General features: G+C 36.8%; 18 protein-coding genes. 8 read left to right on the plus strand and 10 right to left on the minus strand.

Annotated features, from left to right (window positions below; translation table 11 throughout):
• The first annotated feature begins 31 nt into the window (after positions 1 to 31).
• Complete coding sequence (locus IPO27_14390) at positions 32 to 2,296, plus strand: BamA/TamA family outer membrane protein (GenBank protein ID MBK8847658.1); 2,265 nt, start codon at positions 32 to 34, stop codon at positions 2,294 to 2,296.
• A 376-nt stretch (positions 2,297 to 2,672) separates the two neighbouring features.
• Positions 2,673 to 3,944, plus strand: coding sequence for a pyridoxal phosphate-dependent aminotransferase family protein (locus IPO27_14395; GenBank protein MBK8847659.1), 1,272 nt, complete (start codon positions 2,673 to 2,675; stop codon positions 3,942 to 3,944).
• 31 nt (positions 3,945 to 3,975) lie between these two features.
• Here the strand turns inward: IPO27_14395 and IPO27_14400 are convergent, their stop codons facing one another.
• Both IPO27_14400 and IPO27_14405 read right to left on the minus strand, forming a co-directional pair.
• Positions 3,976 to 4,212: a hypothetical protein gene (locus IPO27_14400; GenBank protein MBK8847660.1), complete on the minus strand. Its 237-nt coding sequence runs from the start codon at positions 4,210 to 4,212 to the stop codon at positions 3,976 to 3,978.
• A gap of 117 nt (positions 4,213 to 4,329) precedes the next feature.
• On the minus strand, positions 4,330 to 4,914 hold the full coding sequence (locus IPO27_14405) for a sigma-70 family RNA polymerase sigma factor (GenBank protein ID MBK8847661.1): 585 nt from the start codon (positions 4,912 to 4,914) through the stop codon (positions 4,330 to 4,332).
• A 321-nt stretch (positions 4,915 to 5,235) separates the two neighbouring features.
• On the opposite strand from IPO27_14405, the gene IPO27_14410 reads away from it, so the two are divergent.
• Complete coding sequence (locus IPO27_14410) at positions 5,236 to 6,252, plus strand: AI-2E family transporter (GenBank protein MBK8847662.1); 1,017 nt, start codon at positions 5,236 to 5,238, stop codon at positions 6,250 to 6,252.
• Between the two features lie 60 nt (positions 6,253 to 6,312).
• Complete coding sequence (locus tag IPO27_14415) at positions 6,313 to 7,050, plus strand: TerC family protein (GenBank protein ID MBK8847663.1); 738 nt, start codon at positions 6,313 to 6,315, stop codon at positions 7,048 to 7,050.
• Positions 7,051 to 7,058: 8 nt separating this feature from the next.
• Here IPO27_14415 and IPO27_14420 read toward each other — a convergent pair whose 3' ends face one another.
• Positions 7,059 to 8,312, minus strand: a complete 1,254-nt coding sequence (locus IPO27_14420) for an MFS transporter (protein MBK8847664.1) — start codon at positions 8,310 to 8,312, stop codon at positions 7,059 to 7,061.
• 349 nt (positions 8,313 to 8,661) lie between these two features.
• Between IPO27_14420 and IPO27_14425 the strand changes: the two genes are divergently transcribed.
• The 3 genes from IPO27_14425 to IPO27_14435 all read left to right on the plus strand — a co-directional run bounded on the left by IPO27_14425 (position 8,662) and on the right by IPO27_14435 (position 12,753).
• The gene (locus IPO27_14425; GenBank protein ID MBK8847665.1) at positions 8,662 to 10,041 is read left to right on the plus strand and encodes a T9SS type A sorting domain-containing protein; all 1,380 of its coding nucleotides are present in this window, start codon (positions 8,662 to 8,664) and stop codon (positions 10,039 to 10,041) included.
• 202 nt (positions 10,042 to 10,243) lie between these two features.
• Entirely contained in the window at positions 10,244 to 10,657 is a 414-nt protein-coding gene (locus tag IPO27_14430; protein ID MBK8847666.1) for a nuclear transport factor 2 family protein, read from the plus strand.
• A gap of 476 nt (positions 10,658 to 11,133) precedes the next feature.
• Positions 11,134 to 12,753: a hypothetical protein gene (locus IPO27_14435; protein ID MBK8847667.1), complete on the plus strand. Its 1,620-nt coding sequence runs from the start codon at positions 11,134 to 11,136 to the stop codon at positions 12,751 to 12,753.
• 18 nt (positions 12,754 to 12,771) lie between these two features.
• Here IPO27_14435 and IPO27_14440 read toward each other — a convergent pair whose 3' ends face one another.
• The gene (locus IPO27_14440) at positions 12,772 to 13,422 is read right to left on the minus strand and encodes a hypothetical protein (protein MBK8847668.1); all 651 of its coding nucleotides are present in this window, start codon (positions 13,420 to 13,422) and stop codon (positions 12,772 to 12,774) included.
• A gap of 57 nt (positions 13,423 to 13,479) precedes the next feature.
• Here IPO27_14440 and IPO27_14445 point away from each other — a divergent pair, with 57 nt between their 5' ends.
• Entirely contained in the window at positions 13,480 to 13,638 is a 159-nt protein-coding gene (locus IPO27_14445) for a hypothetical protein (protein ID MBK8847669.1), read from the plus strand.
• A gap of 215 nt (positions 13,639 to 13,853) precedes the next feature.
• Here IPO27_14445 and IPO27_14450 read toward each other — a convergent pair whose 3' ends face one another.
• The 6 genes from IPO27_14450 to IPO27_14475 form a co-directional block, all read right to left on the minus strand.
• Positions 13,854 to 15,434, minus strand: coding sequence for a T9SS type A sorting domain-containing protein (locus tag IPO27_14450; protein ID MBK8847670.1), 1,581 nt, complete (start codon positions 15,432 to 15,434; stop codon positions 13,854 to 13,856).
• Positions 15,435 to 15,477: 43 nt separating this feature from the next.
• Complete coding sequence (locus IPO27_14455; protein ID MBK8847671.1) at positions 15,478 to 18,135, minus strand: hypothetical protein; 2,658 nt, start codon at positions 18,133 to 18,135, stop codon at positions 15,478 to 15,480.
• A gap of 187 nt (positions 18,136 to 18,322) precedes the next feature.
• Positions 18,323 to 18,724, minus strand: coding sequence for a hemoglobin (locus IPO27_14460; GenBank protein ID MBK8847672.1), 402 nt, complete (start codon positions 18,722 to 18,724; stop codon positions 18,323 to 18,325).
• Positions 18,725 to 18,778: 54 nt separating this feature from the next.
• Complete coding sequence (locus IPO27_14465) at positions 18,779 to 19,549, minus strand: response regulator transcription factor (protein ID MBK8847673.1); 771 nt, start codon at positions 19,547 to 19,549, stop codon at positions 18,779 to 18,781.
• Entirely contained in the window at positions 19,546 to 22,629 is a 3,084-nt protein-coding gene (locus IPO27_14470) for a histidine kinase (GenBank protein MBK8847674.1), read from the minus strand. The genes IPO27_14465 and IPO27_14470 overlap by 4 nt, the downstream gene beginning before the upstream one ends.
• 163 nt (positions 22,630 to 22,792) lie before the next feature.
• Positions 22,793 to 23,440, minus strand: coding sequence for a hypothetical protein (locus tag IPO27_14475; GenBank protein ID MBK8847675.1), 648 nt, complete (start codon positions 23,438 to 23,440; stop codon positions 22,793 to 22,795).
• Positions 23,441 to 24,676 lie beyond the last annotated feature (1,236 nt).

Below are 24,676 nucleotides of genomic sequence, written 5' to 3' on the forward strand. Positions count from 1 at the left end.
TTCTACATTTACCGCCTTTGTAAAATCAAAGGTGGCAAATAAAAGAAATAATAAATGGATTTTACTCCATTGTTGCAATTCTTTACTTTCTATAGTTTGCAAGCAATATATTAAATACCTCTTGGTTGGCGTTGCTCTTATTTTAAGTATAAGCAGTTGCAGGCCGCTGCATAAAATACCTCCGGGTAGTTATTTGCTCGATAAAAATAAGGTGGAAGCTGGCCGGACCACCAACAAAGAAGAGATAGCAGAAATTTTAAAGCAAAAGCCAAATAGAAAAGTGTTGGGCTTATTTCGATTCCATTTGAGTGTTTACCTCTATGCATCAACCAAGAATGATAATAAAGTAAACAAGTGGTTACGCAACACCGTAGGCGAAGCGCCTTCATTGTACGATTCAATTCTAACCTATAGGTCGAAAGAACAAATTAAGTTTTATATGCGCAGGCATGGGTATTATGATGCTGAAGTTACTGATACAGTAATCGTTCACCGTAGTAAGCCTAAAGTTGAAGTAGTTTACCGAATAAAGGAAAACACCCCTTTTACCATTGAGGCATACGAACTTACCACCGTAGACTCATCATTGCAGCCTTTGCTCAATGCCACCCTTTCGCAAACTATTATTAAGATTGGTGCTTTGCTCAATGCAGAAAAAATTGAGGAAGAAAAGGAGCGTATTACCAAGTTGATGAAAAATAATGGGTATTTCGATTTTTCGAACTATTATATAGAGGTTACAGGTGATACTTCGTTAGGTAATCATAAAATGAAAGTCTTTTTTACTGTCATTAACCCCGAGGTGGTTAGTGCCAACGGAGATACCTTACGTACTCATGAAAAGTATATGATTGATCGTGTATCGGTTTACACTTCATTCGACCCATTAAGCAACGATAGTGCTCAAAATTTTACCAGGGGAGTGGAGTACCATGGCTTATATTTTAATCATAAACCCGACTTATATCTTTATAAGCCACGAGTTATTTCAAATCATATTTTTATTGAGCCTGGCAAGATGTTCAATAACAGTGTGCAGGAAAACACTTATAATCGCTTGGGTGATATGGGTATTTTTCGTTTTATAAATATTAAGTATACCTATTTACGAAAAGATACAAATGGAATAAATCATTTAGGCTGTGGAATTTTTCTAACACCATCAAAGCGAAAGACCTATTCCATCAATAACGAACTAACCCATAACGGTGGCAATATTGGTGTTGCCGGTTATGTTTCATTTAGAAATAATAATGCATTTAAAAATGGAGAAATATTTGAAGTCAGGCTTCGTGGGTCGCTAGAAACTACACCGCAACTAGCAGATATTGATAAGAACAATCAGAATACGGGAATTTTGTTTTTTAACACCATCGATTTTGGACCTGAAATAAACCTGAGCTTCCGAGAGTTTCTTTTTCCGTTTTCTAAAAAACTCAATAAAGGTAAACGTGATATATATACCACGTTAGGAACTAAATTTAATTACGAATCGCGACTTGAGTTTACTCGTTCGTTAGCTGCTTTTTCGTATACCTATCATTTTCGCAATATCCGGAATTTGAATATTGAATGGGCTTTGGCCGAAATCAATTACCTTGATGCAAAACTGCAACCTGAGTTTGAGCAGTTGTTATTTCAGCAAGGGGGCAATGCTTTATTAATAAGTTATACCTCTCAATTGATTAGTGCCGGAAGGTTAAGCATGGTATATAGTGACCGTAACAAAGTACGAAGCAACAGTGCGTGGTATTATCGTTTAAATACCGAGTTTGCCGGCACCACACTTTGGATAGCTGATTTGTATTCTAATAAAAAGAAAAACAGCTCTAATCAATATGAAATCTTTAGTGTTCCCTATACAAATTATCTGCGCCCTGATGGTGATATCAGATACTATCGGTTTTTTAAGGGTAATAATTCTTTAGTACTCCGTTTGGCAGGTGGTGTGGGTTTCAGTTATTGGAACTCGCGTAGGTTGCCCTTCGAAAAAAGTTTTTTTGCAGGAGGAAGCAATGATCATCGCGGTTGGCGTGCGCGCAGACTTGGTCCCGGGTCCTATACTGGCGAAGAGAGTTTTAAGAAAATTGGCGATATCAAATTAAATGGAAACTTTGAATATCGATTCGATATTCTTAAAATTATTGAAGGTGCCGCTTTTATAGATGCAGGCAATATCTGGAACTTACGCAAGCTTAAAGACTTTCCAGGGGCCCAGTTTAAGGCAGATACCTTTATTGACGAAATAGCAATTAGTAGCGGCTTAGGTTTACGTGTTAATTTTAATTTCTTTTAATTCGACTCGATGTAGGCTTTCCTATCAAAGACCCAACCCTTGAAGCGGGAAACAGGTGGCGCATTAATCGGCTAAAATTAAATGATGGGATAGCAAATTTTGGTATCGGCTATCCATTTTAAGGATCAGCAACTTATTCTAACAGTTCATTTTTTTTCTTTACCTATCATATTGTTCAATTCAGCATCATTTTTCTTATTATTAATCAAAAACAATTTTTAATATGTTAATAACTTGTTCATATTGTAGCTCTATTCTAAAAATAAGGCTTAATTCGTGTAGTGCAATACAGTAGAATTTAGCCAGCAGTTTTTGGTATAACTTTCCAAAAGATCCCTCTATTAAAAAAGTTATCTCTCTAAGAGAACAAGTATTTATGGACAAAGAAACTAAGGTTAGGCCTTATTTCGATAATATAAGTTTGAAGGACTTTATTGAGTCCGATGACCCATTATTGGAATCGCGTATTGCGAACCTTAACCGGTTTACCAGCGATTTGTTTGCTAATGGCCATAACTTGTACAGACGTGAAATTCTATCGGCTGCTGCTGATACAGTAATCATAAACGACCCTCTAACCAACCTGCCAAAGGAGATGATTATGTTTGGCAGCAATAACTATTTGGGGTTAGCAAATAATTCTTACATAGCCGAAAAGGTTAAAGAGGCAGTGGATATTTATGGAATTGGAATTGGAGGACCGCCATTATTAAATGGCAACTCTCATTTACATGTAGTGTTGGAAAACCGTATTTCAAAGTTTAAAGATACGCAAGCAACCATGTTGTTTTCATGTGGATTCAATGCAATAGGTGGTTGGATAAATGCGCTGGTAAGGGAAGATGATATTTTCTTTTATGATGAATACAATCATTCATCACTGCACTATGCCCTATTGGCATCAAGGTGTAAAAAATTACCTTTCAGGCATAATAATATGGTTGACCTGCGAAGAAAAATTGAAATGTACAATGGCAAGGGTAATGAGCGATGGTTGGTAGTGGAAGGAGTTTATAGTATGGATGGAGATCTGGCAAAATTGAACGAAATATCTTTAATATGCCAAGCAAACAATATCAGGCTGGTAATTGATGACGCGCATGGAACCGGTGTTTTTGGCAGGCGAGGGAGCGGTGTAGCTGAGCACTTGGGAGTACACAACGTGTTTTTACACTTGGGAACCTTTAGCAAATCATTTGCCAATACCGGTGGTTTTATTAGTGGCAATGCAGAAGTAATTAATTATTTGAGGTACTTAAGTCCGCATTATATGTTCAGTACAAGTATGTCGCCTGTGATAATTTCATGCTTGTTGGCAGCATTAGATATTATAGAAAGTCAGCCCGAACTGCGCACAAAACTTATGCAAAATGTTCAATACCTTTTACATTCACTAAACAAAAACGGAATTGAAGCATTTAGCGAATCTCCCATTGTTCCGATAATTGTAAAGCCTCCACATAACCTTCGCGAAATTGCCCTAAAAGTGCATCAGGCAGGAATTTTCCTGAATCCGGTAGAATACCCAGCTGTAGCCGCTGATAAGCAGCGATTGCGCATATCCATGATGGCTACACATAGCTTTGAGCAGATTGACCAACTTGTTGAGGTTCTTGTTAGTGTTTTTAAAATAGAAGGTGTAATTTAATAAACACCGATTTTAATCTAAAAAGCAGCTTTTATTGCAACGAAGAAGTTAGAGCCGAATAGGCCATAATTGAATTGAGAGAGTCTTCACTTGGCAATTCAAAGCATTGATTAAGATAACTTAAGGCTTCTTTCAAATTTTCGTATTCTTCGTTTACAAGATAATTGCTATCAATAGCCAAATGCGCTTCGGCAGTCTCATAAAGATCAGTTTCGTTAAAGTGAAATTTAATAAGATTTTCGGTAGAGGTAGTGTAGATTTTTGCCATTCGTGTTTTTAAATTAGGTTATGTATCATAAACGAAGTTCATTTTTTAATATTGTACCTAACAAAAAAAAACTCCGGAAGTTATTCCGGAGCTGACGTAAATGGCGAATTCACGAATTTATTTTTCAAGCATAAGCTTTTTCTGATCAATAACTTTACGCAAGTTTATAAGAGCATAACGCATGCGGCCAAGTGCCGTATTTATGCTGACTTTGGTTACATCGGCAATTTCCTGAAAACTCATGTCCTTATAAAGGCGCATGATTACTACTTCTCGTTGATCATCAGGCAACTCATCCAACAGCATCTTAACCTGTTTAAGAATCTGATCTTCCACCATCTTTTCTTCCACATTGGAATCGGAAAGCGAAAGGGTATTAAAAATAGGAAACTCCTCGGTATCATATACCAGATGCATTCTCTTTTGTTTTCGAAAATGATCAATTACCAGATTGTGCGCAATGCGCAATACCCAAGGCAAAAACTTACCTTCTTCATGATAGCTGCCGGTGCGTAACGTATTTATTACTTTAATAAAAGTATCCTGAAACAGATCGTTTGATAGTTCCCGATCTTTTACCAGCAGGTAAATGGATGAATAAATGCGTTTCTGGTGACGGGCGATCAACTCTTTTAGAGAAGACTCTTTTCCTGATAAATATCCTTGAATAAGTTCATTATCAGATAACTGAAATTTTTCCATAGTATTCCATTAGTTTTTGACGGTTCAACAATTAATACAGACACAAAAAGAAATGGTAATGTTTTATTCTATGGATTTACAGTTTTATTTATTGGTAGCTAATTGGTACTTTACGTTAATATTTTCAAAATATTGCACAAGGCAAATATTTTTTTTCAAAAATAGGAACATTGCAATACTCAACAACAATTTTAATGCCCGATTTGCCAAATTTAACAATAATTTTGCATTTTCATGTTTCTTTCGATATGCAGAAGCGGAAAGAGGATTATAAACCTAAGCAAAATATAGCTTTGTGTTTTTTTAAGATGAACTAAAGAAATGAATAAACTAGATTCAAAAAGAATTGTATTATACTTTACATTGTTTTTGGCAATAGCCATAGGTTTTTCAATTTTATTCGCCTTACGACAATTTGTAGATGCTTTTCTGGGCGCGGTGATGGTCTACATTACAGCACGGCCATTGATGAGATATTTTATTGTAAAACTAAGATGGAAAAAATCATGGAGTGCATTAACTGTTATCATCATATCGGTTTTGGTAGTAACTGTTCCGCTCTATGCGCTTGTTTCTATGGTTGCCCCCCGAATTATAGATATATTTAGCGATGCAAGTATTATTACAAATGCCATTCACTTTCTTGATGCAAAAGTAATGCAATGGACTGGGATGGAGATTTTTAACGATGAGAATTTGCGTAAGTTTAGAGAAGCAGGGGCAAACTATGCCAGCAGTGCCTTGTCAGAAACAGTCAGCATTTTTGGCGATGTAGCCATGCTTATTTTCATTCTTTATTTTATGCTTGCCAATACAGGTAGTATCGAAAAGTTTTTCGAAAACAATATACCTATAAGCAAGAGCAATATTAAGGAGTTTGCCGAAGAACTGCATAGCATGACCATTTCCAATGCCGTAGGCGTACCGGTTATGGCTATTATTCAGGGTATAGTGGCAACAGTGGGCTATTGGATTTGTGGGTTGCCCGATGCACCTCTATGGGGTATTGTAACCGGAGTATGTTCTTTTGTGCCGGTTGTTGGTTCTGCTTTGGTATGGTTGCCTGCAGGTATTTATATGTTGTCGGTAGGCAATACATGGCAATCGGTTGGTATTTTAATTACCGGAATAATAATTAGCGTTTCAGATAATATTTTACGCTTTACACTTTTAAGAAAATTTGCCGATGTTCATCCGTTGGTTACAGTATTTGGAGTTATAGTAGGTATTCATTATTTTGGAATACCCGGTATAATTTTCGGTCCCCTATTAATAGCATATTTGTTAATTTTATTCAAAATCTTAAAACAAGAATTAGTTTTGAATAGCTCTAAATGATAATCTTAAATAGCAACTCCAATTATCTATATTTGCGCCCTTAATTTTTTAGGACAATAAATGAACTTTGATTTAACACCACTTGCCACAAGTGCCGGCCTCGTTTCTCTGTTTACATTGATTTTACTGGAGATTGTATTAGGAATAGACAATGTAATATTTATTGCAATTATTAGCGGAAAGCTGCCTCCAGCACAACAGAAGAATGCACGGATAATCGGTTTAACACTAGCTCTGGTGGCTCGCATCATATTGCTCACAACAATAACATGGATGACCAAAGCCATTGAGCCTATTTTCTACATTAAGGACTTTGGTGTTAGCGGGCGCGATATCATTTTGTTTTTGGGCGGGGTTTTTCTTATTATTAAAACATTCAAAGAGATTTTAGAAAAGTTCAGGAAAGCAGACGATATGCACTATAAAAAAGCAAAACTAACATTGGGCGAGGCAATATTGCAAATTACCTTAATAGATATTGTGTTTTCATTTGACTCCATACTTACTGCAGTGGGCCTTTCGCGCGAAATTGCTATTATGATTATTGCTGTTACCATAAGCATGCTGGTAATGCTTGCTTTTGCGCCATTTGTAAGCGAGTTTATCAATAAGTATCCAACCATTAAAATGTTGGCATTGGTATTTTTAATTGCCATTGGAATATTACTGCTTTCTGAATCATTGCACCTGGATACGCATCACCTTAAGAATTACGCATATGTGGCCATGGCATTTTCGTTAACGGTTGAACTACTAAACATACGTTTGCGTATAGTTCATAGTCGCAAGAATTTTTAAATTTTTGCTTATTTTTCTACATAATTAAGGTCTTTGCCATGCGTTTCGTGCATACCCAGCAACGAAATAAACGCAATAACAAGAGCAATAATACCCACTAGTAAAGCAGCTATGCGTACATCCGAAATAGTCTCCCTAAAATAGATGTTAAGTAGGGTCATGCCTACAAGCGATCCCCTTACAAAATTTGGAACCGTAGTAGTTACAATACTTCGGATATCAGTGCCGAATTGCTCGCTTGCAATGGTTACAAACACAGCCCAATAGCCCGCGGCTACTCCTAACAATGCCGAAATTATATAGAAGGTGGTTGCAGAGATGTTTGAGCTAAATAAATAAGTTGGAATAAGGATGGCAGAAAAAATAAGATAGCCAAGCAACACTTTTTTGCGCGATCTAAACACTTGACTGAGAAAGCCGCTCATAAAATCGCCAAACGAAGTTCCAATATAAAAGTACATAACGGCATCCTTGGGCTTAATGTCAATTATGTTATTTATTTTGCAATACACATCGGCAAAGGTGGTAAGTATGCCAATCATAAACCAGATAGGAATACCAACTGCTATGCAACTTATAAAGGATATAAAACGCTTACGATTATTAAACAGTTTCATGAAATTACCTTTCGAAATATTTTTTTCGCTCAACGAATGAAACATATGTGATTCGTAAACACCAATGCGCAGTAGTAGTAATGCAAAACCCATTAAACCACCAATGATATATGCATTTTGCCAACCAAGTAAACTTATGCGGTTGGCAGCAACTGCACCCAATACCCCAAACGATACTACGATCATGGTGCCATAGCCACGATCTTCTTTGCTCATAGTTTCATTTACAAGGGTAATGCCTGCGCCTAATTCTCCGGCAAGGCCTATACCGGCTATAAAGCGAAGCCACGCGTAGGTTTCGAGTGGGTCGGTGCCGAGATAATTGCTTATATCTATAAACCAGGCATTAGCAAGGTTGGCTAGCGAATACATAATTATCGAACCAAACAATACCGAAACTCTTCCACGTTTATCTCCCATGATACCCCAAATAATTCCTCCTACCAACATGCCAATCATTTGCAAACTAATCAGATATTCTCCTTTCGTTTTTAATTCTTCTACATCATTTATCCCTATGGCTTTGAGAGAATCTATGCGGGTTATTGAAAACAAAATCAAATCATATATATCTACAAAATACCCCAGGGCTGCAACAATAACTATAATATTAAGCATGCCTGTTTTGCTAAAATGTTTTCTCATAACGATGGTTTGATAAAGTGGGGGGCTAAAGTATATTTTTATTTAAAGTAAATTTCTTATAGACCTATCAATATCTTGGAGAATATTAAGAACCTATTGTAGTTTTTCAAATTATTTTTTTTCGGAGAGTTTTCGGAGTATCTTCGTTAGGCAAGCAGCAAAGTTGGCTCAATGGACAAATTGCAGTCGTCCTTACCATTTTGCTAACTTGTGGCCTGCATAAAATGCTTGCTAAATAAAAAGAATCGCCCAAGTTAAATGCAAAAAAAATAAATCATATACAGTCTCTGTATCAAATTACTACATTTGTAGAAATACTTAGTTTCATTTTTAAAATCTAAATGTGACAATGAAAAAATTTACCTTATTAATGTTGATTTTAGTTGCAAGTGTAATATCAAAGGCACAAGTGAATTTAATAACCAATGGAAGTTTCGAAGATTTTCTTCCACCATGTCCAACATTTGCACCCAATGGTGAGTTTTGGCGCGCATATGGATGGCAGCAAGCGCAGCCTATACCAGGTTTAGGTGTGCCACATGCAGAACTGTTTTGCGGGCAGCCAAACTATGGGGGGTGCTTACCCGGACCAACACCCAATGTTGGTAGCGATGGTATTGCCTATGCAGGTTTTCATACCCGTATTTTTGCACCGCCTTATAATGAGTCTATTGTACAAGTGTTAGCTACACCATTAACTGCTGGTAATTCTTACACCTTGTCATTTGATTTAATGGATTGTCAATCAGGTTTTTTTGTAACCGGAAAATCTGATTTTTGTGTTTATGCTAATTTTGATACGTTAATTCCCCCTTGTCCTAAGGATAGCCCCAACGTTGTATTATTAGGTTGTGTTCCATTTGATTCTATTTCCAATGTGGCATGGAAACGGCACAGCTTCACCTTTACAGCTCCTTTCTTTTGCAATGTTCTTGCATTTTCAGGTGAGAACTGTAATGTGGCTGAGATATATTATTACCTCGATAGTGTAACCTTGTATGAGAATAATGGTGTGCCTGTGGTGGCCGCATTAGCATCAAGCGATACAGTTTTTTGCGAAAAGCAATGCATCGATTTTTTCGATCTCTCGCAAAACACTCCAACTTCCTGGCAATGGAATTTTACGGGTGCATCGCCCAGTACAAGTGCATTGCAAAACCCTACAGGAATTTGCTATAACAACTATGGTAGTTTTGATGTGCAATTAATAGCATGTAATGGTGCAGGTTGTGATACCATTGCCTATTCTAATTTTATTACAGAGTACCAAAGCCCTGTAGTTACTATTACGATTGCCGGGGATACCTTGTATGCTCCACCGGGATATAGCTATACATGGTATCAAACCGGTTTTCCGGCTAATGTATTGGGTACCTCATTTAATTTTGTGCCTTCTGTTGCAGGAACCTATTATGTGGTTGCTACTGATAGTTTAGGTTGCGAAGTTTCAAGCAATACCATTAGTGTAACTGTTGGTTTAAACGAATTAATTAATAGCCATCCCGATTTTGTATTTGTAAGAAGCGAGCAAATGATTTTTGTGAAACTACTAAGTTCTAATAAATATTTTCAAGCAAGAATAATTGATTTAACTGGCCGTATTATTTCGGAAGTAAATAGCTTCAATAAAAGCGAAGTAAATTTTGATGTAAGCGGACTTGCAAAAGGAATGTATTTGTTGCAACTGATAAGTGTTCAAGAGCATGCAACCACCAAATTTATCAGATAACAAACTTTGCAGCTATTAAATTATATATCGCCTTAGCATTTGCGTGACTGTATTCAAATTTATCTGAACGTGCTTTAAGATATAGAAATGGCGTTTTCATAATCTCGTCTTTTTATTTGAAAACGGGGTTACTGAAAGTAAATAGTATCAAACTTAATGGGTAGTGAATCAAAAAAAATTAACACTCTTATAAATTGAACTAATGGAACAAAAGCATCCACTGCCACCGTTTAACCTTGAAACGGCCATGCAGAAAGTACAAATGGCAGAAGATGCCTGGAATACTAAAGATCCTGAAAAGGTTTCGTTAGCTTATACAGTTCACACAGAATGGAGAAACAGGGATCTTTTCATTCATGGTCGGGAAGAAGTAACGCAATTCTTAATTGCTAAATGGGAAAAGGAGTTAGACTATAAACTTAAAAAAGAGTTGTGGGCTTTTACTGACAACAGAATTGCAGTTCGTTTTGAATACGAGTGGCACAATCAGACCGGACAATGGTTTCGTTCTTACGGCAACGAAAATTGGGAGTTTGACGAGAACGGCTTTATGAAAAAGCGATTTGCAAGTATTAACGACTTGCCCATTAATGAAACAGACAGACGCTTGAAATAAAAGGCTTTTGTTTGTTATAGGAATTTTTATTGGTGCATTGTTTCATTTTGAGAAAATTAAGTTGATTATTGAATTTGAATGAGTAAAAGGAAGTAATGGGAGAGATACCAAGTTTGAGCTCACTTCAAAAAATTAAACTCAAATAAATGTATGCAACTCAACCAGGCTTAACTGAAAATATAAATCTCCGTATTTGCATTTGTAATCAATTTCCGGCTCAGTAAATATAAGTAGTTTCAATTCACAGAAGTTTGCGCAAAGGCCTGAATGCAAGAGCTTGAGCTAACGCTTATTCATATACATACGCTCAAAAGTTAAATATAACGGCTATAAATAAGTTCGAAATTACAGCAAGTTGCTTTATGATGTTCGCAGATGGTGTTGCTTGAGCAACACATTTTCTTTGAGAAGTTTTTTTAGCTTTTTCTTGTAGTTGGTATAAATCATTATTATTGTCAAATAAATCATTTTCTCCAATGAAGAAAAGTTTCAATAATCAGGTAAAAAAAATAAGAGAAATCGTGAATCGTTTTGATGCGGATAGTAACAGTCTTAAGGTTTCGCTTATACGTGAAGTTCAGACAAGCAAAATTTTATTCAACCATGTGCTAAAGGAGTACCATGAGTGTTTGCTGTTTATTATGTCTTTTCCTCCTGATGAAAAAACCAGGAACTTAGCAGAAAGAGAAGTGCTTCGCATTTCCGATTTGCTAAAAAAGCAACCTGAAAAAATTAAGGAGATGTTCGTTAATTCCGGTATACCGTTAAGCAGATATCAGGCCGCATATTCGCATGATTGCACACGTTGGTTGCTATCTCATCCTGATTGTACTGTGTCAATAAACGAAATTGCAAATACATATTTTGATTTAAACACTACGCTTAAGGTTACCTTGCCTGCGCAGTTGCGAAGCTATACCACTGCCGCTTACACAAACGATGTATTGCTTGACGAGCTAATGCCAGATAAAAAACTGCAACTTGCATATATCATAAATGAATTAAGCCGGCTCGACAGTACGCCTTATATCAAAGACCACTATTATGAAGGCTTGGGCATACATACCGATATAACTCCCAAAAGCAAATTACTTTCAAAGGCATTTAATAGAATAGATATTCCCGAAACATTTTACCACAGCGAGATAATTAAGCGTTTTGATGTGCTTGAGTTACTCAACCGCAAACTTCCCGATGAAACTGTTCTTTCATCAGCAGAAAAGCAAAAGCTTATTCGTGTTATCAAAAACTCAATGGCAATTACAGAAAGGGAAACAGACCCTGCCACTTACACGAAAGAAGATTCGGTGCACCTTTTTCATCTCGACCGAGGGGTATCGGTAGCCCTATATGGCATGCCTGCAGAGCGTCAACTTCCAATGGAATCGTACATCGGTTTTACGATGTTTAAAAATGGTTATCCTGCGGCCTATGCTGGTGGCTGGGTGTTTGGCTGGCGCGCAGATTTCGGGTTAAATATTTATGATCAGTTTAGAGGAGGCGAGTCCGCGTTTATGGTGGCGCAGATACTTCGTGTTTACCGTCAGCTATTTAATGTAAATCATTTTCAGGTTGAAGCATCGCAGTTCGGCCTAGATAGTCCCGAAGGAATTGAAACAGGAGTATTCTGGTTTTATTACAAACTTGGTTTCAGACCAAATGACTTAGCATTGCGTCAACTTGCCAAAAGTGAACACGTAAAAATTTCTTCCCGTAAAGGTTATCGTTCTTCAGAAAAAACCCTTTTGAAATTTACAAAGAGCAATATTTCGATGAGTATGGGAAAATCTGTTCAGCCGGGAGTGTATGATATAACAAGTAAGGTGAATAGTTTTATTATAAAAAAATACCGTGGAAATAGTATAGAGGCTGAGAAGAAATGCATTGTAGATTTTCTGACGAAAACAAATTGCAAAGATTCATTTGATAAAGCTGAATTTGAGGTGTTGAAAGAAGTATCGCTGTGGGCATTAGCCATGAATATTGCAGATAGTGCTAAATTAAATCTCTTACTTCAAATGGTAAAACTAAAAACTGTTGATGAATACCGCTATCAGGAACTACTGCGTTTGTTCTTTGGTGATACTTACAAGTAAAAAATATTTTTCTGTAAGCTACAGATTCATTCTGAAAGTACTCCAGTCAACACCAATCCTAAATGTTTGGTAATGCCGCCCATCGTTAATGCTTTCACCATAGTGGCTGGTTGCGGAATGCATTGCTCCCGAAGGATAGGCAACCATGCGATTAAATCGGTAACCAACACGGTCAATTTCCTGCCACTTGTTTCGCTTTTTCGAATCGGTTTCAAATAGCTGAAATAAATCAGCCCGTTTCATTTTTAGCCTTCGCGCATCTTCTGCTGTGGGCATGTCAGTAATTTGTGTTTTTTGATGCATCCAAAGCGATGTGCCGCAGTCAAATGGTAAACCGGGTGTTAGGTATACAACCACCGTTATATCATCATTGGGATGGTCGTAGTGCACACCGGGAATTTCCTTTTTATTTCCTTTCGAATAGCCAAAATAGAAAACTCCATTTTCATCCTTTGGGTCTGTATCCCATCTGTTTATTTTTATGCCTAAAATTTTTTCGAGTTTTTGTTTAACACCCGGCTGATGGTATACTTTGCGGCTTCGAAATCCTGTATAGTATCGCGGTTCGTAATAGTCAGCTTCCATAGCTTCGCGATGAACCTCCAAGGGATTATCATAGAAATCATCCTTTACAATAATAAATCGGGGATAAACGGTTTTAGTACTCATAAGCGATTTGTTTTTTTGCGAAATAAAACTGGTCAAAGTTAAAATATACTGCCTATTGTGAACAATGACTTTGGTCATAATTGGTTTTATACTAAGATAGAAAATGGAAATTTATTGATGCGCCTAAACATGCTGGTTGCGTTGATGGCCATTTACGCTGAAGTAGATATCATTATTGATGTTAATTTAGGATTGGTAAGCAAGGTTATGTTTTGAGTTTAGATTGCGCTGTGAAAAGCATTTAATAACAATGTGTTGATAGTTGTACAGGTGGGTATAAACGTTGCAATGTTTATGACTTTTTAAAAGTGGAAGTTAAACCGAAATAGCTCAGCAAAGCTAGAAGTCTCAGTTAATCTTTCATTTTAAGTGTATGCATAGCTTAAGTTGAAGTCTTTCTCGTGAAATCAATTCAATTAAGTAGTGTTTTATTATAGCTTTGTGATTTTAGCACTTTGGATATTATCTTCATTCTTAATTTGTAAATAATAGTTGCCGGAAGGTAAGTTGCTCATATCTATTTTTGATATCGTAGTGGTTGTATTCATTACCTTTAGAATGCGTCCATTTCCATCGTATAAGGCAATATCATTTGTTCCTTTCATGTTTGAAGATACAGTTACAAAATCAGTCGTGGGATTTGGAAAGACTTCTATTTGAAAAGAAGAAGCAATTTCAAAATATACTTTTCTAACATCGCTATAAGTATACGTTCCGTTTATATCGGTTTGTTTTAGTCTATAGTAGTTTGTGCCAGCCAACGGATTTAGGTCATCAAAAATATATTGTTTACTTGTATAGCTGGTGCCCGCACCTTCAAGGCGACCAATAGCCATGAAATGTTGAGCATCGCTGCTTCGCTCAATTGTAAAATAATCGTTCTCAGTTTCTGATGATGTAATCCAGCTATTACGTACTATATTACCTATGGGTTTGGTATCGTAGCGGAGCAATGCAATTGGCAATGGATTATTTAGTTTGGTTAGTGCATAGGTGCCAAAGGCTTGCATATTGGTTATAAGCACCGAAGTTATTGTCGGATTAGATTGGATTAACAGCGGTGGGTTCCATGTTTTTAAAATAGGATTCCAATTTTGAGCAACTATACTAAAATTACCATTGGCAGGTACTTCACTATTGCCATATGTAAAAGTGATATTAGCATTACAATTGATACCTGATTTTTCAATATGCCAAAATCTGTCAACCATATTTGCGCTATTGTCAACAGCAGCAGAATTATTAATGTTTGTAACCGAATCTGGTGAGGTGGGTAATGGTTGATTGGCTGGGTTTGTAGCATAGGTGCTAAAAGTAACATCGGCTGCATTGCCATTTGTAAGATTGAATGTAAGAGGAATATACTCTCCCAAATTATTTCCAAAAAGAACAACGTGTGCTCCAATCGTATTGTTTATTTGCCAGGTCACTTTGGATGAGTTGTCTGTTTTTTCGCTCAATATAAATCCAGTACTTGTTGTTAGAGCATTGCCATCTGGGTTTGTAACGGTAAGTGTATGCGAGTTTAAGTCGAGTAATTGATTGCCAAGATTGAAAACTCCTGCCGGATTTAAATATCCACCCCCGCATAGTGCATGTTGATTTAGTTTTACAGTTCCTGTGCCTTGTAATAGTAAGCTATTGAAAAGGGTAGGAGAAGTGCCGCCAATCATTTGATTGGTGCCGGTAAGTTTTACAAGGCCATGGCTTAAGCCAAAGCAATTGTTGCCGCTGTTATTTTCCCATTCGCCTTTCAGGTCTATGGTGCCATTGTTATTTATGCCTGCATTGGTATTTAGCAACACATCGCCATTTATAGTTATTGCACTCGTGCTAGATATAAGAGCATTGTTGCACGTTACCATTTGTGCTTTTGCTTTTAGTAAAAATGAAATATTGATGATAGTAGTAAACAGCAGAACTACAAGAAAAAACTTTTTCATTTTACTTGCTTGATGTGTGTTCCATTCACAACAGTCGTTTTCATAACGGTTTATATTTAATTGCTCCATAGCGTGTATTATTTAATATTTGAAAATAGAAATTAGTAACGAATTATTCTTCGTAAGTGATAACCAGTTTGTAAGGCTTGCTAAGAATGTTGGCTGAGTTTCCATTTACATTGCCCAGAAAAACATGTGTTGCAGTATAATAAACACCGCTTTCGAAACCGACTGTGAGGTTATAATTTATGGTAACAAAACTTCCCGCACTGTATTCTATGACCACACCGATGTCTACTATTTTTGCAGAGTTCATTCCATGAGCAAAAAATATTGCACCACCTTGAGTGGCACTCGTAGTGCCGGTAAATTTTTTCATTTTTATAGCTGGTGCATCAGTACCTAATTTTGTAAACCCATTTACTTCAAGCTCGGCAGTAGGGTTAGCTGATTTAATACCAACGTTTCCATCTCCGGTTACAGTAAGTAAAGCGCCTGTTGAGCTATTATAAACATTAAACCTCGCGAGTGAATCAACTGCATTTGGTTGGGCTGCTATCTCCCAAAATTTTGTAGTAGAGTCATTGTACATTCCTATGCGGGCAAAGTCATTGGCTGTTTCCTGCACTTTTATATTTTGTGTGCCTGTTGCACTGTTAGAGTAAATATGTAAACGTGCAGTTGGGTTGATAATGCCCATTCCAATGTTTCCATTTCCTTTGATACGTGCATGCTCGGTAAAGCTTGAACTAGAGCCATAACCAAAGGCAATATCATCGTTTACATTTGCCGTGTGAATCTGCAACAATGATGGCAGCACACCTATACCATAGCTTGATGTTGCATTATTCCATAAAGTAATTTTTTGTCCAAGTGTACTATTGAAACTTAATGGAGCTATGGGATTGCTATTTGCAATTCCTACACGACCATTACCTTTAACGGAGAGCAAATTACCTGCACTGCTGTTGTAAATATGTACTACAGATAGCGAGTCAATGTTATGTGGCAAAGCTGCTACTTCCCAAAACTTTGTAGTTGAGTCATTATACATTCCAATGCGTGCAAGGTCGCTCCCCACTTCGTGGGCCTTTATATTTTGAGCACCTGTTGCACTGTTAGAGTAAACATGCAAGCGTGCGGTAGGTGTGGTTGTGCCAATTCCAATGTCGCCATCTGCTTCTATACGCATACGTTCGAGGTCGGAGGTCGTAAGTAAAAATGGCACAGCAGAAATACTTCCTGCATATACCTTGTTAGCCCAGTTAGGTGCTAAGGAGTTTGCATAACCAAAATGACCTTGCAGCGAGCCGTTGGTAGAGGCAAACCACATACCAGAGTAACCACTGGTATGGGTATTTATTAGCAAAGCCGTGGTATAATTCGAATCATTATTTTGTACATAAAGTTTAGTTACGGGGTTGACATTACCAATACCTACATTGCCATCTTTAGTAACACGCATTTTTTCGGCTTGCGCCCCGCCAGAAGTATGAAATGAAATACTGCCTCTAACTTTGCCAGCGCTTACTGCACTATCAACACCAAATATAATGGCTGCACTATTTTCAAAATTAAGCCCATTGTAACAACGACCTACAATAGTGCCTGCCCAATCGCCATTTGCTGCAATAGTAGGCACAGCAGCTGTTCCACGCGATTTATGAAATACTAGTTGTGGATATCCAAAAGTGCCACCTGTTGACATAAGTAGATCACTATTGGAACCATCATCATCAGCAATTTCTACTCTTGCCTTGTTCAAAAAGGCGCCTGGCGTTTTTGTGCCAAACCCAACTTTGCCATTGCCTTTGAATCTTACAGTCTCAACCAATGCACCGCTATTGCCATGGCCAAAGGCTATATCATCATTTATACTCGCAGTGTGCATTTGCAATAACGCTCCTTGCAATCCTATTCCGTATGATGCGGTTCCCACATTCCAAAAAGTAATTTTTTGGCCAATACCATTATTGAAACTAAGCGGTGCTATAGGAGCAGAATTCGCAATTCCCATTCTACCATTGCCAAGGAGTGATAATAAATTGCCGGCAGAACTGTGAAAAACATTGTAACTCGAAAGTGAATCTACATTATTTGGCTTAGCAGCAATTTCCCAGAATTTTACTGATGAATCATTGTAGAATCCAATGCGTGCCCAATCATTTAGAAATTCAGTTATTTTTAAATTTTGTGTGCCCGTTACGCTGTTTGAATTAATATGCAGTTTAGCTGTTGGTGTGCTTGTGCCTAATCCAACATTTCCGGCAGCAGTCATGCGCATGTTCTCATAGTTATTTGTTTTTACAACAAAGTCCTGCGCATCGGTAGTACCAATAAAATTTGTGGCTGAGGTAGTACCTGCATTACCCAAAGTACTCCATCCACTATTTGAGCTTCCCATAAAATTCCAGGCAGCACCATCATAAAAGTAAAACCCTTGAGTATTATCCGTTTGATATACAAGCATGCCCTTTGCGCTTACATCACTCACAGCAAACATAGAAGTGCGTTGCACTTCGGTCATACGTGGCGTGAGTAGACCCTTATCGTTTGATGTTAAGTCGAGCAACGACTTGGTATGTGGTGCTGAATTGTTTATTCCTACGTTTTGTGCATAAGCAGTCATACTCATCAGGAAAACGCATAGCCCTACAAGTACAATTCCGAAAATTACATCCAGGGTAACGGTGAAGAATTTTATTTTGTTATCGCGTATGTAGCTGCGCGAAATATAATCCCTGCTGTTGATTTGATTTTTATTTGACATTGTGTTTGCTTTTTGTTTGATTTTATGCTGCAAACATGCAATGCAATAAACGGGTACTAAAATTTATAAATATGAAACGTGGTAAAAATGAAATAAAGTGTAGTAAAATTAAAATGAGGCGTGTTCTTGATAGTAATACAAATCGCAAAAAAGATAATCAAACGCCCTTCCCAGCTGGCTTCTATCATTAACTTCTCATAGCATTGGCTATTAGGTTATAGCAATCAATCCATGCATTTTCAAGCTCAATATTCCATTCATTTTTAAGCGCTAGTTTCAGTGTCCATATCAAGGCAGCGCCTACATAATCATAATGCTTATCTTTTACTCCATAGTCAACATGGCGTTGGCCTAATTGCTTTATATCATCAGTGAGTAATGTAATATTGTCTAATCGTGCTACCAATAAACTTAGCATGTCAATTAATTTTTTCGATTGCTCTTCTTGCGAATTTCCAAACATTCGTTTCACCTCCGGGGCATCTATAAAAAGTTTGGCATAAAATACATTGCCAATAATGACAGGGTCTACGTTGCGCAAGTGTCGCCAACTGTGCTTTATTAATTGTATCTGGTGTTCGCTTAGCATTGTTTTGCTTCGTTATGAATATGTATTACGTAATATTTTTCTGTAATCTGGTATTTATCTGTTGAGCCATTTTTTAAATGCAGGAGCGCGCTCGCGGCTTATATCAATTTCAAATTTATGGTTTGGCTCTTTTAGTTTTATAGTGAGCTTTTGATTTTCCATTGGCTTCACCGTGTTGATGGAATTAATGTGAACGATAAATTGCCTGTTGGCACGGTAAAATAATTTTGGGTCAAGTATCTCTTCAGCTTCATCAAGTGTTGCAAAGTCCAGCGGGTAGTATTCTCCCGAAAAGGTATATAGATAATTCATGGCATCGCGGTTAAAGAAGGCTATATCACTTGTATTGACAGGTACCCACTGCTTGTTGCGGCTAACAATAAATTTTTCTTTGAACTGCGTTGCACTTTCAGGACTGATAAAGTCTGATTTTGCTTTAGCAAAATCTACAGGGTAAGAATTTTTGCTTGCAACTATAGCTCGACACTTTTCTATGGCCTTTGTCAGTTCTGTTTCGTCTATTGGTTTCAATAAATAATCTACACCATTTACCTTAAAGGCACGCACTGCATACTCATCGTACGCTGTGGTAAATATGACAGGACAACTAATTTTATACGTATCAAACAATTCGAAGCTGATACCATCACTTAGCTGTATGTCCATAAATATCAGGTCAGGTTCTGCGTTGTTCATCAGCCAGCGCTTAGAAGTTTTTAGGCTTGGCAGTACTTCCAATATCTTAATGTCATCTGCCACTTCTTTTATTTTGTATTGAAGTTCTTTGGCAATCAAATGTTCGTCTTCAATTATTATTGCATTCATAGTAAAGGTATTTTTATTATAAATTTTTGGTCAGTGCTAAGTATTACAATGGGTTTATCTGTCATGTATTTATACAGCGATTGCATTTGTTGCAAACCTCTTTTGTTGCTGCTTTCCACTACATTTTTTAATTGCTTGTTGTTTTCTATTATTATGTAATCAGCGTCATTCGTAATATCAATAATAAGCGGCACTTCTTCATCAATTATATTGTGCTTAATGGCATTCTCTATTAAATTTTGTAGCGTTACGGGAACTATCTTTTTTTCTGAAATTTGTTCACTCACATTAAAGTTTACAATAAAACCTTTATCAAATCGTGTTTGTTGCAGTGCAACATAATTTTTTGCAAATACAAGTTCTTCCTTCAGCAGCACCGTTTCATGTTCGCTACTCTTAAGTAGGTAGCGGTATATTTTACTCATCTGGTCTACGAACTGCCGCGCAGTTTTTGGGTCAATGGTTATTAAGCTACTGAGCGAGGTTAGCGAATTAAAAAGAAAATGCGGATTCAATTGTTGCACAAGGTTTTCGTATTGTACTACTGATTTTTCTTTTTCTAAAAGTTGCGCACGATTTGTTAGCGCATCCATTTCTTTCTTTTGTTTGGTACGATAGCGATAGATGGCAAGTAGCAATGTACAAACTAAACTCGCTATCAATGTTCGAAACCAAAGGGTTTTATAGTACTTAGTTTCGATATAAATAGGTGTCTCGGTAATTTGGCTATAACTGTAACCATTATTTACCGTAGATTTTATTTTAAGAATATATTTGCCGCCATTCAATCCACTAAAACTTGCATATCGTTTTTCTCCGGCATCTATCCAGTTTTTATGAAGCCCTTCCAGCATGTAGCTATACTTAAGGTCTTTGCTAAACCGATAATCAAGGCTTGCAAACGATACAGTGAAGTAATCGTAATTTGCTGTTACATATATTTGTTGATTATTTTCAATTTCTAAAGCATGATTTATTTTTTTATCATTAATGCTGAATGAGGTGATAATACTAGCCAGTGGACTTTGTGTTGATATACTGTAAGCCTGGTTTACTTTATAAAAAGATTTGCTCACGCATATAAAAATTTCATGATGATTGCTTTGACGCACATTTAGCAACAAACCTTTAACGCCATCGTCTTCAGTAACTATATCGAAAGCATCTGTAAGAATGTTGTATGCATACAAACCTTTATCTGTAATAATCCAAATTATACTATCGTTTTGCTGATAGGCATTTGCTATGAAGCTAGTAGTAAAACCCCTGGCTTTGTTTATTATTTTTTTTACGACTGGTTTTTTCTTCGATGTATCAAAAATTATTAAGCCCGAATATGTGCTTACAAGAATATGGTTTTTGTACCTGCTTAGCATGGAAGTTACTGCACTGTTTTCTAATTTGTCTTCTATTCCTTTATTATTAAAGTAAATATGTTTGTCCGTTTGGGCATCAAGATAACCAAGTGAATTTATATTTCGATAAGCAAACCATACATTGCCTTTACTATCGGGGCAACTGCGATTTATACTATGCGAAGCAAGACTAGTAGTATCCCCATCATCATGCCCAAATATCTTGACATTACCGTCTTTAAAGCAATATCGCACCAAGCCAAGTTTGGAGCTCGACATCCACAGATACCCATCATCTGTACTGTGAAACAGTGCAACAGAATAATTCATGTATAGTTTTGTTAAGGTATCGTACACTACTTTTTGTGTAAGTTGTCCCGTATTGAAATTGTAATTGAGAACACCCTCGTTGCAAAAAAGCAATACATTATCCTTATCGCGTTTTACAAATTCATCGGCCCAATCTATTTTGATGCCTTTCCCGTTTTTTTGATAATACACAATTCGCTTGTCACCATTAATTTGGTTGTAACATTCCAGCCCTTCGGCAAACATTTCGCCTACCAACAAGTATTTATGGTCATCACTTTCGTAAAAACAAGCAGCCTCACTGCTTCCGGAATTTCTATTTGAATAGGATGTAAGTGGGTATTGTTCAAACATGGAAATGTTTCTTTTGAAAAAGCGGAAATCATTTAAAAAGCCAACATATAAGTTTTGTTGTGCATCATTGAAGAGCAATTCCGAAACAAAGAGTTTGGACATTCCGGTGCACATCGAGTCGGCATTCAGAAAATTAAATTCCTTAGTTATGGTATTAAATGTACACAAGCCATAGCCGCCTGTCCCAACCCAAAGTTCGTGGTCACCTTTAGGTAACAAAGCACCTACAGTTTCGATGAATTCTGCATTTGCCTCTTTGCTTAATAGAAAGCGCTCCCATGTTTTTGTTAGCGTATCATAACATTGCACTCCGCTTTGCCAACCGCCCACCCACACTTTACTGCCTATAGGCAAAAGTGCAATCACATTGTATTCATCCACATTTTTTGGGTCAGGCTTGGGCTGCATAAGGGTAATTTCATGCGTCTGAATATTGAATGACATTAATCCTTCTGAACTGGCAAGCCATAAATTATTCTTGTCGCGTTTTTTTATTTCATGAACATAGTTGCATTTGTCTATGCGTATTTCACTCATGTAAGGAAAGCGCTCTTTTGTAGCAATGTTATAACGGCACATCTTGCCTGTAGGAACATGTAGTTGCACCATTCCATTACCACTGCAGCCAAACCACACATCATCATTCTCTGCATAAATGCCATACACGTTTGATACTCCTGACATTATGCTTTTATCGAATGGATATCTTTTATAGATGTTGGTTCTGGTATTATAACAACCAACAGCATCCAGATATCCCAACCAAATATTCCCCTTATTGTCTTTGCACATGGCAGAAACCCCTACACTTTCATTTTCTTTCCACAGCGAATCGGGGCCATTTGACATGAGAAATTCGTATCCGTCATACCTTATCAGGCCAATGCTTGTACCCAGCCATAAAAAACCATCATCTGTTTGCACCATGGCTTTAATGGAGCCTTTGGGGAAATAAGTATCGAAGCAAGGTGGTAAACTCTGCGGTATGTAAGTAACATGCTGAGCATACAAACAAAGAGTAAGCACTACAAAGCAAGCCGTTAAATAGCATCTTCTGACCATCGCACAAATGTGTAATATTTTAGGCTTTGCTCATAAGGAAAATAAATGAAGTGTGGCAAATCTGAAATGAAGCGTAGTTGTTTCTTGAACGAATAGGTTCTGACATTTTCTATTGCGAATTTCAGTTGGTTTATGAGAGAACTTTCAGTTTGGTTTAATGTGTTTATTTTACTTTCTCAAAATTCAAATCGGTATCGTTAAGCAATAGGTTGGCCGGCAGTATTAGTTCACTGTCTTTTATAAATAAATTAATCCCGGTAAAAGTAAATTGTTGTAGTGTAGGTTTCATTGTTACCGTAATCTGATTTTTACTTCCTTTATCTTTTGTGGCGTCATATACTTCGGTCATCACATCACCATAGAGTTGATTCCAAAGAAATATTTTCTCGCATGCTGTTGTATTTGTTTTTATTATTCCATTGCCATCGCATTTGTGCGAGTGCATTTGTCCATCAACTAAAGTTACTGCTATAGTGTAACTAAGTATAAAGGAATTTTTATCATTTACTTTTATTACAAAACCTTTATAGTTGCTTGTGTTCTTTCGGCTTTCAACTTCATAGTCGCTTGCCGGCACTTTATCGCTTTTCAATCTTACAGTGTCGTTTTCTATAGTGTAGGTTCCAGTTGCATTCCTATCTAAGCCGCCATAGGCAAGATAAAAGTTGAACTTCCCTTGCTCAGTAAATTCGAACCCTGCACCCATTTCACGCTCTCCGCGTAGTTCATAGATGGCATTCATGGTTTTTTGTGCACTTATATGTAAAGTGGATAGCATAAAAATCAGTATTGCAAATTTTATTATTTTCATTTTGTTGATTTATTAGTTCAGATTATAAAAACAGACGACAATCAAATATTAATTCACGTAATTCAGGTATAAGCTACTTCGGCAGTGACAAACGCTTCGTTTACTATTACAGTTAATATATCTAATTGTGATGGTACCACTTAATTAAAACAAGTACATACAATGCTTGCTATTATTGCAGAGAGCGATGTAGTATTGGAGCGACTTTATCATTTAAACAAATTCTATTTTGATTTTATAAATTATGATGTCGCAAATGTGCAGCATTATTAACGATTGAAAAAATAATTGTAACCCAAGTGTAGGCAATTTGAAATAAAGTGTGTTAGAATTGGAATAAAGCGTGCAAAATCAGTTAATGTTACCTGCTAATTTCGAAGGCATGAAAATATTTTTTTATAAGCAAACTTTGGTTCAAGTTATCGGTATCTTTTTAACAAGGCTATTAAATTTTGGTAGGTGAAGTGCATAATACAGGTATGCAAGCTGGCGTTGGAGTCAATTTTAGCAAGAGTCGCTTGGTTGTAAGCAATCAATATATAGGGCACAAAGCAACCGCCTCAGTCTGTATAGGAATATTTAACGGGAATGAGTATTGGTAAATAAATATAGCGACTTCTATTTTACATTTGTGGCTTAAAGGTTAAAAGTGTTTTTGCATGAGGTTCTCTCATTACCAATTATCAGTAACAGGCAAAAGCATTTTATCTACAAAAAAAAGTAGCGAAATTATACTAGCGAATAAATGACAATAGAAAAAATAAAACTTCTATGTGTATTCTACTAAGCACTCACCGAATCTTTATTACAAGCAAAAACATCAGCTACAGCATTTTTTGCATCAATATTGATATTTCAACTTTATATCTCTATTTGATTACGACAGCCCAAATGTATAGGATGCATAATTCTTTCTTTTTTGCTAAGTTAGGTCATCAGTGTTGTTGTAATTTTTGTTATTACCACATGGTATTAAAGTGTAGCTGTGGGCAGTTGGGTTTTCGGAACTTGTCGTGCCTAAGGCGGTGAAGTTGCTGTTAGTAGCAAGGCGCGTATTACTCGTAAAAAGACAACCCCTCACCTGAAAGCAATGTTATTTTTCGTATCATAATCAAACCTAAATGTATCAAAGCGTATCACTTTTTATTAGAGGTTTCACATCATAATCGTATCTTTGCGTATCAAATCGTATCAAAATAAACAACGAAGTTTATAATCTAAACTTGATACCTCCAT

This window comes from Bacteroidota bacterium (assembly GCA_016714535.1).
In the GTDB taxonomy this organism is placed as follows: domain Bacteria; phylum Bacteroidota; class Bacteroidia; order AKYH767-A; family OLB10; genus JADKFV01.

What these genes read in the sequence shown, in the direction of transcription:
- IPO27_14395 (MBK8847659.1), top strand. Translation starts at nt 2,673, where the DNA reads ATGGACAAAGAAACTAAGGTTAGGCCTTATTTCGATAATATAAGTTTG.
- IPO27_14400 (MBK8847660.1), bottom strand. Translation starts at nt 4,212, where the DNA reads ATGGCAAAAATCTACACTACCTCTACCGAAAATCTTATTAAATTTCAC.
- IPO27_14405 (MBK8847661.1), bottom strand. Translation starts at nt 4,914, where the DNA reads ATGGAAAAATTTCAGTTATCTGATAATGAACTTATTCAAGGATATTTA.
- IPO27_14410 (MBK8847662.1), top strand. Translation starts at nt 5,236, where the DNA reads ATGAATAAACTAGATTCAAAAAGAATTGTATTATACTTTACATTGTTT.
- IPO27_14415 (MBK8847663.1), top strand. Translation starts at nt 6,313, where the DNA reads ATGAACTTTGATTTAACACCACTTGCCACAAGTGCCGGCCTCGTTTCT.
- IPO27_14420 (MBK8847664.1), bottom strand. Translation starts at nt 8,312, where the DNA reads ATGAGAAAACATTTTAGCAAAACAGGCATGCTTAATATTATAGTTATT.
- IPO27_14425 (MBK8847665.1), top strand. Translation starts at nt 8,662, where the DNA reads ATGAAAAAATTTACCTTATTAATGTTGATTTTAGTTGCAAGTGTAATA.
- IPO27_14430 (MBK8847666.1), top strand. Translation starts at nt 10,244, where the DNA reads ATGGAACAAAAGCATCCACTGCCACCGTTTAACCTTGAAACGGCCATG.
- IPO27_14435 (MBK8847667.1), top strand. Translation starts at nt 11,134, where the DNA reads ATGAAGAAAAGTTTCAATAATCAGGTAAAAAAAATAAGAGAAATCGTG.
- IPO27_14440 (MBK8847668.1), bottom strand. Translation starts at nt 13,422, where the DNA reads ATGAGTACTAAAACCGTTTATCCCCGATTTATTATTGTAAAGGATGAT.
- IPO27_14450 (MBK8847670.1), bottom strand. Translation starts at nt 15,434, where the DNA reads ATGGAGCAATTAAATATAAACCGTTATGAAAACGACTGTTGTGAATGG.
- IPO27_14455 (MBK8847671.1), bottom strand. Translation starts at nt 18,135, where the DNA reads ATGTCAAATAAAAATCAAATCAACAGCAGGGATTATATTTCGCGCAGC.
- IPO27_14460 (MBK8847672.1), bottom strand. Translation starts at nt 18,724, where the DNA reads ATGCTAAGCGAACACCAGATACAATTAATAAAGCACAGTTGGCGACAC.
- IPO27_14465 (MBK8847673.1), bottom strand. Translation starts at nt 19,549, where the DNA reads ATGAATGCAATAATAATTGAAGACGAACATTTGATTGCCAAAGAACTT.
- IPO27_14470 (MBK8847674.1), bottom strand. Translation starts at nt 22,629, where the DNA reads ATGGTCAGAAGATGCTATTTAACGGCTTGCTTTGTAGTGCTTACTCTT.
- IPO27_14475 (MBK8847675.1), bottom strand. Translation starts at nt 23,440, where the DNA reads ATGAAAATAATAAAATTTGCAATACTGATTTTTATGCTATCCACTTTA.